Below are 14,198 nucleotides of genomic sequence, written 5' to 3' on the forward strand. Positions count from 1 at the left end.
GGATGACGCCGACCCAGCGCGCCGACGGCCGGCTTCGGGGACGAGGCGGCGCGCTGGGTCGGCGTCATCCAGCAGAGCACCTACCTCTTCAACATGACGCTGCGCCCGAGCACGGCGACGCGCTGCCCTTGCGGCACCGTCAGGCTCACGTCGCGCAGCACGTCGCGGGAGCCGCCCGGATAGCGGAAGGACGCGCGCTCGATGCGCAGGTCGAACGGCGCGCGCGGCTCAAGGCCGCGGCAAGCTGCTCCGCTCGGCTCGGGAAGGTCGTTCAGGCGCCTGATGGAGTCGCGATAAGACTGCGCCTCCACGGCCGCTGAGGACAGCGGCGCGAACGCGTCGATGAGCGGGAAGAACCCCAGCGCGAACGCGGCGATCCAATGGACGGCGTCGCCCCCTTCCGGCCCGAAGCGCGCGCCCGCCCAAGCGAGCAGAAGTACCGCGCAGATGCCGAACAGCGCCTGCAGCACGAGGTCGCGGCGTCGGGCGAAGCGATCCATGCGCTCCTCGAGGTCGCGCATCGCGCGCTCACTCTCCTTGTGGCGCGCAAGGTACTCCTCCCCCCGGCCCGCGAACACCCAGTCGGACACGCCCAGGACGTTGTCGGTCAACGCGGCGTACAGCTCGTTTCTCATCTGCTTGCAGCGGGCTTGCCGAGCGGCGTTGGCAAGGACCGACACGAGCGGCACGAGGAAGACCGCCACGCCCAGCACGAGGAGCATCGCCAGCGCGAGGCGAAGCGAGAGCCAGCCCAGGCACGCGACGAGCGCGACGTAGAGCAGCCATGCCACCGCCGTGGGGAACACGGTGCGCAGATACAGGTTCTGCAGATGCCCCACGTCCTCCGCGAGCAGGCCCAGCACGTCCCCCGTGCGATGCGCCGCGCGGAAGGACGCCGCGTTGAGCTCAAGCGCCTCGTACAGCTTGCGCCGAAGGCCGCTCGTCATGCGAAGCACCCAGTCGTGGCTGGTCAAGCGCTCAAGGTACTGCAAGACGGGCTTGCCTGCGCCGAAGATGCGCACGAGTATGAGGGGCAGGTGCAAAAACAGCACCGTCTCGACGACGGCCGAGGCGCTCACCAGGTAGCCCGAGGTCACCATGAGCGCCGAGGCGAAGCAGAACGTGGCGACCCCCAGCGCGAGCGCGAGGGCGAGCGCCTTGCGGTAGCGGAGGAAAAACGGCCTCACCCACCGGTCGCGGCACGCCGCGACCGGTCCATCCCCTCCGCGCGGCACATCCTGCGCAACGCTTCCGCTCATCGCCAACCTCCTTCCACCTGCGCGGCCAGGCGCGCGAACGCGCCTCCCTGCGCGGCGAGCGCGCGCGGCGCGCCGAACTCGACCGCGCGGCCGCCCTCCATGACGATCACCGCGTCCATGTCGTGCGTCCAGTGCAGCCGGTGCGTGGCGAAGAACACGAGGCGGCCCTCCATGAGCGGCAGCATGCGCTCCTTCAGCTCCAGCTCGGTCTCGATGTCGAGGTGGGCCGTGGGCTCGTCGAACACGAGCACGCGCCGCGAGCGGTCGAGCAGCGCGCGGGCGAGCGCGACGCGCTGCCGCTCCCCGCCCGACAGCGCGCGGCCGCCCTCGCCCACGAGCGTGCCCAAGCCCTCGGGCAGCTCGGCCACGAGCTCCTCGAGCCCCATGGCGCGCACCGCGCGCTCGACCTCCTCGTCGGCGGCGTCGGGACGGTAGAACGCGATGTTCTCGCGCAGCGTGGCGTGGAAGAGGTACGGATCCTGCGGGATGTAGAGCACCTGGCGCTGCCACGAGGGCTCGCGCAGGTCGTCCAGCCGCCGGCCCGCCGCGAAAACCACGCCCGCGCTCGGCGCCAGAAAGCCGCCGAGGACGTTCGCAAGCGTGCTCTTGCCCGAGCCGCTCGCGCCGACGATGCCGATCCGCTTGAAGCCGCGCACGGAGAAGGCCACGTCGCAAAGCGCCTCGCAGTCGGGATACGAGAACCCCACGCCGGACAGCTCGAGGACGGCCCCCTCGCTCCACGCGAGAACCTCGCGCTCGCGCCCCGTCGCCCCGCATCCGGCAGCGCCCTCCGCCGTCGCACGGCGAGCCTCCTCGCCGTCCTTCGCCGACGCGACGATCCCCTGTATGGACGCGAGCGCGTTCTTTCCGTCGAGCGAGGCGTGGTAGTCGCTTGCGAACTCGCGGATGGGCTTGAAGTACTCGGGCACGAGCACGAGCACGAACAGCGCCGGGAAGAAGGCGATCGAGCCGTCCACCAGCCTGAACCCTAACATGATGGCCACGGCGGCCAGCGACAGCGTGGAGATGAGGTCGAGCACCGATCCGGACAGCGTGGCGATGCGCAGCGTCTTCACCGTGGCCTCGCGGAAGCGCTCGCTCACCTCGAAGATGCGCTCCCCGTGGCGTTTGTCCTGACCGAGCAGCTTGAGCGTGTCGATGCCGCGCACCGAGTCGACGAAGTGGTTGGACAGCCGCCGGTACTCGTCGTGCTGGCGCGCGGCGGCCGCCTTCGCCGTCTGGCCGATCAGCCCCATGTAGAACACGATGACCGGGTACATAACGAGCATGATCAAGCCCGACACCCAATCGACGGGCAGCACGCACAGAAGCACCACAAGCGGCACGGCGACCACGCATACGATCTTCGGCAGCACGAGGCGCACGTACGTCTCCACCTGGTCGATGCCCTCGAGGGCCAAGGCGGCCACGCTGCCCGTGCCCGTCTTTTGCACGATGCGCGCACCCTGCTCGAACACCGTCCGCAGAAGGCCGTCGCGCAGCTCCTCGACGCGCGCGCGGGCGTAGCGGCCAAGGAGCGCGTCCTGGGCGCAGCGCACGCCCTGCGCGCCCACGAAGCAGGCGAAGAACAGGGCGATGCGCGTCGTCTGGCCCGCAAGCGGCTCGCCCGCCCACAAGCCGACGACGGCGCTCGCGAGCGTCCACGCCTGGCCCACCGCGAGCAGCGCGCGCGTCGTCGCGAGCGCCAGCAGCGCCGCGAGCACCCCGCGAACGCCCTCGAGCGCGAACAGAGCGCGGTCGATCATCGGAAAGCCCCTTCTCGTCGTAAATGATCTTCAAATAGTATCATATATGGGCCTTCGAGTGAACGCAAAATGCGCCGCGCCTTCGCAGCGTCTTCGGCGAGCCGCCCTTTTCGCGCGCCCTGCCCCTGCGTCCTGCATGTGGCGGATCCGCTTCGCAAGGCCCTCGGCGCAACCGGCCTTGCCGTGCCGGATCGGCGAAGACTCCCGCGAACCGCAAAAGCGCACTTCCCCTCCCCTGCCGCTCCCGACGCTTCCGGCATCCCCGACGTCCCCGGCGTCCCGCAGCGAAGGAGCCGCCCTTCCGAACCTTGTCCGGACACGGTCGCGAAAGGGGCGGCCGTCCGCGTTCCGGCTCTCTGCGGCCCCGCGCGCAGGATGCGGATGGAACCAGGACGCAGGGCCCGTCTGCGCGCCTTCCCGCCCCGCTCCCGCGCACTCGGCGGACGCGACGAACAAGGACAGACCGAGAACAAATGTTTCACGTGAAACATTTGTTCCGATATCATGCGACATTGCGACACCGAGAAGGGGCCGGCATCAAAGAGCCCCGTCCCCGAACGGCTCCTCGAAGCCCCACATCCTCACCTCGGGCTCGAGCGTCACGCCGGACGCCTCCCGCACGCGCCTGCGCACCTCGGCGATCAGACGGCGCACGTCGTCGGCCGTCGCGCCGCCCGCGTTCACGACGAACCCCGTGTGCTTCTCGGACACCTGGGCCCCGCCGATGCGGAAGCCGCGCAGACCCGCGTCCTGGACGAGCTTGCCGGCGAAATGGCCCTCGGGCCGCTTGAAGGTGCTGCCCGCGCTCGGCAGCTCGAGGGGCTGCTTCTCCGCACGCCGCCGCGCGAGGTCGTCCATGCGCGCGCGAACGGCGCGCGGGCCTTCGGGGTCGCGCGCGAGGCGCAGCGCGGCCCCGAGCACCACGAGGCCCGCATCGCCCATCATGGAGCGGCGATAGCCCCACCCGGCGTCTTCGGCGGGCACCTCGACGAGGGAGCCGTCCGGCGCGAGGCAGCGCACCGATGTTGCGACGTCCGCGAACTCGCCGCCGTACGCGCCCGCGTTCATGACGGCCGCGCCGCCCACGGTCCCCGGTATGCCGGAGGCGAACTCGTAGCCCGCAAGCCCCGCCGCGCACGCCGCCTCGGCCACCTGCGCGTTCGAGGCCCCCGCCTCGACGCTCAGGAGGGCGTCGTCCGCACCGTCCTCCCCGTCGATCCGGATCGCCGAAAAGGCGCCCGCGACCTTCACCACCACGCCGCGCAGGCCCCGGTCGGCCACGAGCACGTTGCTGCCCAAGCCCAGCGTGAACACGGGCGCGCCCAGATCGCGGCAGCGGGCGTACGCCAGGCGCAGCTCGCCTTCCGAGCGCGGCTCGACCAGCATGTCGGCCGGGCCTCCGATGCGAAACGTCGTGTGGGCGGCCATCGGCTCGCCGAGGCGCGCGGCCCCGTCGCCGATCATGTCCGCGAAGGCGGTTTCAAGCAGCGTTCGATCCATGGTCGGGCGTCCCTCCCTCTCTGCGACGGCGCGCCCTCTGGGCGCTCGATGCCATGGTAGCGCATCGAAGGCGGGCGAAGGGCCTTGATCGCCCCAGCTCGCGAAAAGGCCTTGAAACCGTCGAACCGAGGGGCGGGGCCGCAGCCCTTTCCACCTGCCCCGCAGGCGACGCGTTCGCGGAAAGCCCGCGCGAACGGGCCGCAGTCGCTCTCAGCTGAGCGCGGCCACGGCACACCGTCGTCGCCTTGCCGCAGGAAACGTCGTTTCGGCGCGAAAACCGACCGTCCCGGGCGGCGAGGCGCGCCCCAAGCGGACGAGGTAAGGGCGCGCCGCCCGCGCGGGCACGCCGCGCCCTCCCCCGCCCCGGCGTCACACGGTCCAGTCGGCGGCGGCTCCCTGCAGCTCGGCCATGCGGCGGAACAGACCGTCCTCGCGGGACATCAGCTCGGCGGGCGCGCCCTGCTCGGCCACGCGGCCCTCCTTCAGCACGACGATCTTGTCCGCGCTCATCACGGTGCGCATGCGGTGGGCGATCACGATCACGGTCTTGCCCGCGAGCAGCCGCGACAGCGCCGCCTGCACCTGCGTCTCGTTCTCCACGTCGAGCGACGCCGTGGCCTCGTCCAAAAGCACCACCGGAGCGTCCTTCAGAAGCGCCCGCGCGATGCTGATGCGCTGCCGCTCGCCGCCGGAGAGGCGCGCGCCGTTCTCGCCGATGCGCGTGGCGTAGCCCTGAGGCATCCTCCGCACGAACTCGTCGCAGTTCGCAGCGCGCGCCGCCGCCAGCACCTCCTCGTCCGTGGCGTCGGCGCGGCCGAGCCGGATGTTCTCCATCACCGTCTCGTCGAACAGCACCACGTCCTGGAACACCTCGGCGTAGTCGGAAAGCAGCGTCTCCGGGTCGACGCCCGACACGTCCACGCCGCCCAAGGTCACGCGCCCGCCGTCGGCGTCCCAGAAGCGCGCCGCCAGCTTCGCCACCGTGGACTTGCCCGACCCCGACGGCCCCACGAGCGCCGTCACCTCGCCCTCGCGCGCCGTGAACGTCACGCCGGAAAGCACCTGCTCGCCCGTGTTGTACGAGAACGACACGTCCTCGAACGCGAGGTCGTGGCCCTGCGGCGCGAACGAGGTCGCGCCCGTCATGGGGCGCTCGGCCGACAACGCGTTCGTGCGCTTGATGGAGTGGCGCATCTCGGCCAGCTCAGCCGTGGATTGCAGCACCACGTTCACCGGGTCGTACACGCGCGTCACCACCAGCAAGAACGCGAAGTACGTCATGAAGTCCACCTGGCCGGCCACGATCAGCCCCGCCCCCGCCAAGACGGTGGACGCGATGCCCAGTTTCAGAAACGCCTGGGCCGAGGAGATGGTGGCACCCGTCGCCAACTCGGAGGCCACCATGCGGCGCTCCATCTCGTCCAGCTTGCCCCCGAGGCCGCCGAGGAACGCCTCGGACTGGTTGGTGGCGCGGATCTCCTGCGCGCAGTCGAGGAACTCCTGCACGCCGTCGGCCATCACGAGGCGCTGGCGCTCCTTGGCCTCCACCTTGCGGCGCACGAGCCCCATCAGAAGCCCCATGAACGCAAACGCCACCGGCACCGGCCAGAACGCCGCCAGCCCCAGCCGCCAGTCGAACGCCAGCACGCACACGATGGCGATGCCCGTGGAGATGCCCGTGCCGAACAGCTGCGGCACCACGTGCATGAACAAACGCTCCTGATCGGCGCAGTCCTTCATGATGGTGTTCGTGAGGTCGGCAAGGTCGCGCCGCCCGAAGAACGACAGCGGCAGCCTGCGCAGATGTTCGGCGATGCCCTCGCGCTTGCGCGCGCTCTCCTCGTACACCGGCCCGTAGGTGTTGCGGTACTCCAGCCACTGCGTGAGCGCGATGAGCGCAAGTATTGCCGCCACGCCCGCCACATACGGCGCCAGCTGCGGCAGCTCCGCGCCGTTCACGAGGTGGTTCATGAAGTCGTTCACCAAAAGAAACAGGATGCCGATGGGCGCGAACAGCATCAGGTTGGCCAGCGTGCAGAAGAACACGCCGCGCTTGAAGTTCCGCATGCCCTGCTCGGTCAGGCCCAGCGCGCTACGCAGCATGGCCGCCTCCTTCCGCTTTGCCGATGCGCCACGCGGCGGCGCGCCGGTAGTCCTCCCACATGCGGGCGTACACGCCGCCGGCCGCCGCCAGCTCGTCGTGGGCGCCCTCCTCCACGAGCCGCCCGTCGGCCAGCACGCAGATCTTGTCCGCCCCCACGACCGTGGATAGCCTGTGCGCGATCATCAGCACGGTCTTGCCGCGCGTGAGGTGCGCGAGCGCGCGCTGGATGAGCGCCTCGTTCTCGGGGTCGGCGAACGCCGTGGCCTCGTCCAGCACCACGATGGGCGCGTCCTTCAGGATGGCGCGGGCCAAGGCCACGCGCTGCCGCTCGCCGCCGGACAGATGCACGCCCGCGGCGCCCACCACGGTGTCCAGCCCGTCGGGCAGCTTCGCCACGATGTCGTCGCACTGCGCCGCGCTCGCCGCCGCCTCCACCTCCGCGCGCGTGGCGCCGGGCCGCGCGGCGCGGATGTTGTCGGCGATGCTCTGCTTGAACAGCCGCTCGTTCTGGAACACGAACGCCACGCGCTCCATCAGCGCGCGCTGCGGGATGTCGCGCACGTCCACGTCCCCGATGCGCACCGCGCCCTCGCCCACGTCCCAGAAGCGCGGCACGAGGCTGGCCGCCGTGGTCTTGCCGCCGCCCGAGGGCCCCACGAGCGCCACCGTGGCCCCTGCGGGCACGGAAAGCGTCACGTCGCGCAGCGCCGGCGCGTCGGCCGTGGGGTAGGTGAAGCTCACGTGGTCGAACTCGATGCTGTTGCCGGCCGGCTCCTTCGCCCGGTCGGGCGCGACCTCGTGCATGAGCGGCGCGCCGAGGATGCCCTCGAGGCGCATCACGGCGTCCTGCGCCTCGGTGAGCGCTTGCGAGGCGTACATCACCTTCGTCATCATCATGGTGGTGAGCGCCGAGAACACCACGTAGAACAGGAAGTCCGACAGAAACGCCGGGAAGTCGCCCGCGCTCTGCGCCAGCAGGATGCCCGCCGGCACCAGCACCGCGAACGTGGCGTTGATGGCCACGAGCTGCGCCACCTGCGGGGGCGTGCAGAGGCGCACGTAGGCGTTCGCGAAATCCACGTACGCCTGGATGGCGTCGCGGAACGTGTGGAACGACCGCACCGTCTGCTGGAACACCTTCACCACCGGGATGCCGCGCACGTACTCCACCGCACCCTTGTTCATGCGGTCGAGCGCGTCCTGGTAGTTCTTCATGAACGTCATCATGTTGGTGTTCTCGTCGCCCCCGCCGCCGGCCATCATCCACATCATGCACAGCGCCGACACCACGATGGGCACGAGGCATAAAAGCCCCAGCACCCAGTCGAACACGAACATGACGACGAAAAACGCCACCGGCGTGACGAGCGCGCCCACGAAGTCGGGGAAGCGGTGCGCCAGCACGCCCTCGGTGAGCCCCGTCGCCCCCTCGATGACGCGCCGCAGCTCGCCGGTGGAGTGCGTGCCGAAGTACCCGAGCGGCACGCGCGAAAGGTGCGCGAGCGCGGCCTTGCGCATGTTCGTGGCCGTGCGGAACGCCGCCAGATGCGTGCACATGAGCGCCGCGAAGTACACGATAAGCCCCGCGAGCGCGAACGCGAGCGCCGCGAGGCCGTACGCGGCCGCATGGGTGGCCAGTGCCCAGTTCGGAGCCACCGCCACGAGGTCGCGCAGCACGAACCACACGCACACGAGCATTGCGATGGACAGCACCGCGTTCACGCCCGACAGCACGCACCCCAGCACGGTGAGCTTCCTGTGCCCGCCCGCGAAGTCCAAAAGCCGCGCGATGGGGTTGCGCTGCTTGGGGGGCTTGGGAGGTTTGGAAGGTTTGGGGGCTTCGGATGCCCCGGGCGCTTTCTGCTTCCCATCCATAGATCGCCGCCGCCTTTCTCTCATGTTAGCTTCGGGGAATAAAATAACGCCCCATCCGAAACGCAGGGGCAAAACAGCAGAATCGAGCGATCCCGCCGAAAAAGTGAATAAGATGGGGTAAATAAAGGGGAGCAAGTTCGCTCGCGTGCAGTGAACCGGGTGAGATATCGCGGCGAAACGAACTTGGCGCAAACGCCCCTCTAAAAGAGGGAGCGAGACGAAATGCCATGCCCCATGCACCAGCGCGAGCGGCTGAAACACGCGGAGATGCATCCTTCTTGAAAGAAATTTGCGATTAGTGAACGGTTTGGTCGCCTTCGGCGGCGTTTCGAATCCCGCCATGCCCGCACGGAACAACACCAACTGGGCTTTTCCCTCCAACTGCTTCCCGCCACGCTCTCCGTAACCCCAAAACCGTTCGCCAATCGCAAATTTTCGCCGCGCGAAGGGGTTCTCCGCGCAAAATCGAGAGGCAAACCCTCCCCCTTTCCAAAAAAGAGGTTTGCGGGAGGCCACGCGAGAAGCGCCGCCCTCTAACAGGTGCTATCATGGCGGCATGGAGGACTTCGAGAGAACATGGCGGCTCATCCGCGAGCAGCTGCTCGATCAAGCGAGCGGCGCGCAGCCGCGCGCCGTCTCAAGCCGTCGAACCCTCTTCGGCATCCGCAGCTCCGTGGAGGAGAAGATGGATCGCTTCGCCCAAGAAATCGAAGAGGAGCAGCAGGCAAGGCGGGACGCGGAATCCGGCATCACCACCCCAACACCGCAGCGTCGCCAAAGCGCGGGGCCGGACAGCGCAACGGGGCAGGTGTTGCGCAACGGGGCACCCGCCCCGGAACAGACGCGCCCCGCCACGCCCCCTCCAGGAGATGTGGCAGAACAAAACGGGGCAGAACACATAGAGCGCACCGAGCGCGCCCGGCATCCCGGCTAGGCGGCGATCTTCGCGAAGTGCTTCTTGAAGATCTTCGCGCCCAAAAAGCCGCCGATGAGGGCGCCTGCCACGCAGCCCACGCCGGCCACGGCGATGAGCGGGCTCTGCATGAAGCTGACGAGGGTCTGGCCGTACTCCACGCTCATGCCGGACTGCACCACCATGTCCACGTAGGAGTCGCCCGCAAGGAAGATCATCGACTGCTGGCCCACCCAAAAGGCCAGCGTCCACGCGGCGAACGCGATGACGTTCTTCACCGTCGAGCGCTTGCCCACGCTCACGATGAGCTCTGCCAGAACGCCGCCCACAATGATGCCCACCGGGCCCGTCCACAACATGCCCAAAAGCAGCGCCACCACCGCCACCAGCACCGACATGATGAGGATCGCGCCGCGCTTCGGCACGCGCGCCAGCAAATACATCCACACGATGCCCGCCGGGATGGCGCCGATGGCGTGCGTGAACCAGAACGTGTTGGCGTTCATGCCCAGCACCATCGCGAAGATGAAGAACACGACGAACAAAAGCACGCCGAAGATCGCGATGAAGATGAAGTCCTTCCCTACCAACTTGCCCGAATTTTGGGCGTTTGCCGCAGTGACCATGTGAAACTCCCTTCGATTGACTGGATTGGCTGAGCGGTCGGGCACAAAGGCCCTCTCCCGCATGGTTCCTTATCCGGCGAGGCGCGCCGCGCCGACCTACCCGAAGCCGAACACCTCCCGTGCGCGGCGCAGCGTGCGCGGCGAGAACGCGAAGCGCTCCGCGATGCGGCCGTCGGCCATGAAGGCCAGCTCGTCGCAGGTGGCGCATGCGAACTCGAAGTCGTGCGTGACGATGACGAGGCAGGTGCCGCGCGCCTTCAGCCGCTCGATCTGCGCGGCCACGCGACGCATGTTGGCGAGGTCGAGGCCGCTCGTAGGCTCGTCCAGCACCATCACGCGCGCCCCCTGCAGCGCGCCGGCGGCGATGGCGAGGCGCTGCCGCTGGCCGCCCGAAAGCGACAGCGGATGGCGCTCGCGGAAGTCCCCGAGGGCGAAGTCGGCAAGCGTGCGGTCGACGAGGGCCGCGGCCTCCTCCTCGGGAAGCGCCTCGCCATCGCGGCGCTCGCGCGCTTCGAGGGCGAGGCGCAGCTCGCCGGCCGCCGTGTCGCTGAACAGCTGGTAGCCGCTCTCCTGCATGGCAAGGTACACGCGGCCCGCCCGTTCGCGCGGGCCGAGGGCGCGCCCCGACAGGCGCACCTCGCCCGCGCTCTCGGCGTGCAGTCCCGCGAGGCAGCGCGCCAGCGTGGTCTTGCCCGCCCCGTTGCGCCCCACGAGCGCCACCGCGCGCCCCGCCTGCGCGGAGAACTCGCAGTTGCGGACGACCGCCGCGCCGCGCCGCCCGTAGCGCGCTTCAAGGCCCCGCACTTCAAGGAGGGGATGGGCGGGTTCTTCCGCGCATGAAGCCTCAAGGGTGCGCGCTTCCACGCCGCCCCGGTCCTCCGAATCCTTGGCAGCCGGCTCCACCTCGGCGATGTCCCAGGCGCGCAGGCCCTTGCGGGCGCGCTCGGCAGCGGGCATCGCGGCGAACTCGGCGACGGGCAGGTCGCAGGTGATGCGGCCGTCTTCCATAAGCACGATGCGATCCGCCACACCCGCGAGCCACCACAGGCGATGCTCGGCCACGAGGATCGCCTTGCCGGCGGCCTTCAAGCGCGCCAGCACGTCGCGCAAGCGCTTCATCGCGTCCACGTCCAGCGCGGCGGTGGGCTCGTCCAGCACGAACACGGACGGCTCCATCGCATGCACCGACGCCACGGCCACCAGCTGCTTCTCGCCGCCGGACAGCGCGCGGATATCGCGCTCCATCAAACGCTCGATGGAAAGCTCGCGCACGGTGGCCGCCACGCGCGCGTGCATCTCGCCCTGCGGCACGCCCATGTTCTCGCAGCCGAACGCCACCTCCGAGGTGGTGTCCAAGTTGAAGAACTGGCTGCGCGGGTTCTGGAACACGCTGCCCACGGCACACGACAGGTCATCCATCTCCCATGCGTCCATCGGCACGCCCTGCACCAGCACCTCGCCGGTCGCCTCGCCCGCGTACAAGGCGGGGATGAGGCCGTTCACCATGCGCGTGAGCGTGGTCTTGCCGCAGCCGGACGGCCCGGTGAGCACCACGCATTCCCCCGGGCGAACCACGAGGTTCACGCCGGACACGGATGCCGCCCCGCGCGCGTGCGCGCCCGAGCCGCCGTCCGACGCCCCCGCTGCCCCGCGCGGCGCGCCGTCGGCCTCCCCGTCCAGCGCGGCGTAGGAGAAGCCCGCGTCGCGAAATTCGATCGCCGGCGCGCTCATGCGAGCCACCAGCCCATCCGCACGCCCAGCAGAAACGCGGCCACCACCCCGAACGCCGCCAGCATGAGCCAGTCCATCGCGCGCAGCCGCAGGTCGTAGTACGACGTGCGCGGGCGCGACGAGTCCATGCCGCGCACGGTGGCAGCGTTGCCCAGCTCGTCGGCCACGATGGCAAGGCGGCTCATCACGGGCACGAGCAGGTTCTCCATCACGCGCACGGGCTGCGTCACCACCATGCGGGCGTTCAGCGGCACGCCGCGCACGCGCATGGCCTCCACCACCGAGGTGAACTCGGCCGCCATCGTGGGGAAGAACCGCAGCGCCACGCACAGCGCGATGATGGCGTGGCGCGGCAGGTGGACGCGCTGGAGCGCGCACGCCAGCTCGCCCACGCGCGTGGTGGCGATCATGTTCGATGCGAACATGCCGATGCAGAACACGCAGCGCACCACCACGAGGATGACCGCGAACGAGGCCGCTGCCGAGCTGGGCGCGAGCAGCGACAGGTAACCGACGGCGGTCACCGCCACGTACACCGCGCACCAGCGCGCAGCCGAGGCCGCGCGCCCGCACCAGACGCACACGACGGCGCACAGCCCCACCATGGCGAAGTGGGCGCCCATCGTGTTCGGCGAGAACGCGATGGCGTTCAGCAGCACGAGGATGGCCACGGACACGCGCGGGTCGAGCCGCCGCGCCGCCAGCGCACCGCGAACGGGGACGGAGCCGGATACGCAGGAGGATCGCGCGCCGGAAGCGGCATCCGGAGCGACGGGCTCCTTCGGCGCATCCGCGGAAAGGGCGTGCGACGCGGCGCCCGAAGCCATCCCGCCCGCCGAAACCTCGGCAACGCCCTTCCCACCGGCTTCGGAAAGCCCGTCAGCCGACATCGGAGAGGCCGCCGCCTCGCAAACCGCGCGAGCACAGGGCTCTCCGAGAGCCGAGGAGGCGAAGGCAGACGGCCCGCAGGAGGATCCGCATGCGGCTTTGGCAACCGTCGCCGGAGGCTGTGCGCTCATGGACGACCCCCCCCCAGGAAGGTTCGAGGCTCCGCTTGCAATCGCTGAAAGAGTTCTTTACTATTAGCCATAGTTAACATATTAGCGAGAAAACGGAAAGAGCGCGTCGATTTACCCCATTGGCACGCCCAAGCCGAAAAACGATGCGATCGCGCCGAAAACCGAAGGGTCGTGCGGCGCAAACGGATGGACGAGCGGCGCACCCTCGAACCGCAGGGAAGGCGCGGCGCTCACCCCCGGCGCAAGCGAATGAATGAGCGGCAAGCCCTCAGGCCGCAGGCAAAGCGCACTTCGAGCCGCCGGTCGAGGCGCGGTGTCCGTCCGCGCCGCAGGGGAACCGCCCCGCAACGGAAAGGAGCCTTCGTGACCACCCGCGACACCAAGCGAACGACGGGGATCGAGGAGATGTTCGCGCCCCAGGTGAAGGCCATGCACGGCATCCCCTTCGAGGAGGGCGAGCTGCGCCGCTGCGGGCGCGGCTGGCGCATCGACCCCGCGTGGGGCGAGGGCACGTACTGGTACTACTCCATGAACGGCACCGCGGCGTTCGCCGTGTTCGACCTTGAGTTCCACCGCAAGACCGACATGTCCATGCACTGCGCCGACATGCTGTGCTTCGGCAGCTACGGCCGCGGCATGATCCCCTACTTCACGGCGTTCTCGAAGGTGGACGACGGCGTGGAAACCGGCACGCTTCTGGGCTACATCTGGCACGACAGCTTCTACCGCAACATCGTGCAACCCGGCAGCCCGCTGGCCGTGACAAGCCTCGCCCTCACGCCGGAGGGCGCAGCGCAGATGGCGGCCCGCATCGGCGTGGACCCGCTCGCGCTGGCCTCGGCCATCGCGGCGCTGGACGGCACGCACCGCAACCTCGCCCTCTTGCACCTGTTCGACGAGGTGCGTCGCACGTGCCCCGGCGAACCGGTGGCGCGGGCGTACTACGACAGCAAGGCCGTGGAGGCGTGCGCGCTCGTGGTGGACTGGTGGAACTCGCTGCAGCGGAAGGGCGGCGCGCGCATCCGCCCCGCCGACCGCACGGCGTTCAACCTCGCATGCGCCTACGCGCGCGAGCATCTGGGCGAGGTCATGGCGCTGGAGGATCTGTGCCAGGCGTCGTGCGTGAGCGCCAGCAAGCTCACCGGGCTGTTCAAGGACATCGAGAACACCACGCCGATGGGCTGGGTGCGCGACCGCCGCATGGAGCGGGCCTGCCAGCTGCTCGTCCAGACCGACGACTCCCTGGCGGCCGTGTCCGCGGCCGTGGGATTCGCGCGCCAGGGAAGCTTCTCGGAGGCGTTCAAGGACCGCTTCGGCGTGACGCCGCACGCGTTCCGGGCGATGAGGGGCCAGACGTCCGCGCCGCAGCCGGAATCGAGCCGCGCAGGCGAGTGAGGGTCCCGAG

General features: G+C 69.6%; 10 protein-coding genes. 2 read left to right on the forward strand and 8 right to left on the reverse strand.

Annotated elements, in window-relative coordinates; translation table 11 throughout:
- Positions 1–80: 80 nt before the first annotated feature.
- From C2L80_RS06015 to C2L80_RS06035, 5 genes are all read right to left on the reverse strand, one after another.
- On the reverse strand, positions 81–1,259 hold the full coding sequence (locus C2L80_RS06015; RefSeq protein WP_239938750.1) for an amino acid ABC transporter ATP-binding/permease protein: 1,179 nt from the start codon (positions 1,257–1,259) through the stop codon (positions 81–83).
- Positions 1,256–3,025, reverse strand: coding sequence for a thiol reductant ABC exporter subunit CydD (cydD, locus tag C2L80_RS06020; RefSeq protein ID WP_103262853.1), 1,770 nt, complete (start codon positions 3,023–3,025; stop codon positions 1,256–1,258). Before cydD ends, C2L80_RS06015 begins: the two co-directional genes overlap by 4 nt.
- 537 nt (positions 3,026–3,562) lie before the next feature.
- Positions 3,563–4,525, reverse strand: a complete 963-nt coding sequence (murB, locus tag C2L80_RS06025; RefSeq protein WP_087195284.1) for a UDP-N-acetylmuramate dehydrogenase — start codon at positions 4,523–4,525, stop codon at positions 3,563–3,565.
- Positions 4,526–4,894: 369 nt separating this feature from the next.
- Complete coding sequence (locus C2L80_RS06030; RefSeq protein ID WP_087195283.1) at positions 4,895–6,628, reverse strand: ABC transporter ATP-binding protein; 1,734 nt, start codon at positions 6,626–6,628, stop codon at positions 4,895–4,897.
- Positions 6,618–8,504 (reverse strand): ABC transporter ATP-binding protein, encoded by a 1,887-nt coding sequence (locus C2L80_RS06035; RefSeq protein ID WP_103262854.1) that lies wholly within the window; start codon positions 8,502–8,504, stop codon positions 6,618–6,620. Before C2L80_RS06035 ends, C2L80_RS06030 begins: the two co-directional genes overlap by 11 nt.
- A 556-nt stretch (positions 8,505–9,060) precedes the next feature.
- Between C2L80_RS06035 and C2L80_RS06040 the strand changes: the two genes are divergently transcribed.
- Positions 9,061–9,438, forward strand: a complete 378-nt coding sequence (locus C2L80_RS06040) for a hypothetical protein (protein WP_087195281.1) — start codon at positions 9,061–9,063, stop codon at positions 9,436–9,438.
- Here C2L80_RS06040 and C2L80_RS06045 read toward each other — a convergent pair.
- The 3 genes from C2L80_RS06045 to C2L80_RS06055 form a co-directional block, all read right to left on the reverse strand.
- Positions 9,435–10,043, reverse strand: coding sequence for an MptD family putative ECF transporter S component (locus C2L80_RS06045; RefSeq protein WP_087195280.1), 609 nt, complete (start codon positions 10,041–10,043; stop codon positions 9,435–9,437). The two genes, C2L80_RS06040 and C2L80_RS06045, sit on opposite strands and share 4 nt — an antisense overlap.
- A gap of 96 nt (positions 10,044–10,139) precedes the next feature.
- Positions 10,140–11,774, reverse strand: a complete 1,635-nt coding sequence (locus C2L80_RS06050; RefSeq protein WP_087195279.1) for an ABC transporter ATP-binding protein — start codon at positions 11,772–11,774, stop codon at positions 10,140–10,142.
- Complete coding sequence (locus tag C2L80_RS06055) at positions 11,771–12,664, reverse strand: energy-coupling factor transporter transmembrane component T (RefSeq protein ID WP_092200751.1); 894 nt, start codon at positions 12,662–12,664, stop codon at positions 11,771–11,773. Before C2L80_RS06055 ends, C2L80_RS06050 begins: the two co-directional genes overlap by 4 nt.
- Positions 12,665–13,156: 492 nt before the next feature.
- Between C2L80_RS06055 and C2L80_RS14735 the strand changes: the two genes are divergently transcribed.
- Complete coding sequence (locus C2L80_RS14735; protein WP_157941025.1) at positions 13,157–14,188, forward strand: helix-turn-helix transcriptional regulator; 1,032 nt, start codon at positions 13,157–13,159, stop codon at positions 14,186–14,188.
- Positions 14,189–14,198: the final 10 nt, after the last annotated feature.

Origin of the sequence: Rubneribacter badeniensis (assembly GCF_002899695.1) — a bacterium.
Classification (GTDB): domain Bacteria; phylum Actinomycetota; class Coriobacteriia; order Coriobacteriales; family Eggerthellaceae; genus Rubneribacter; species Rubneribacter badeniensis.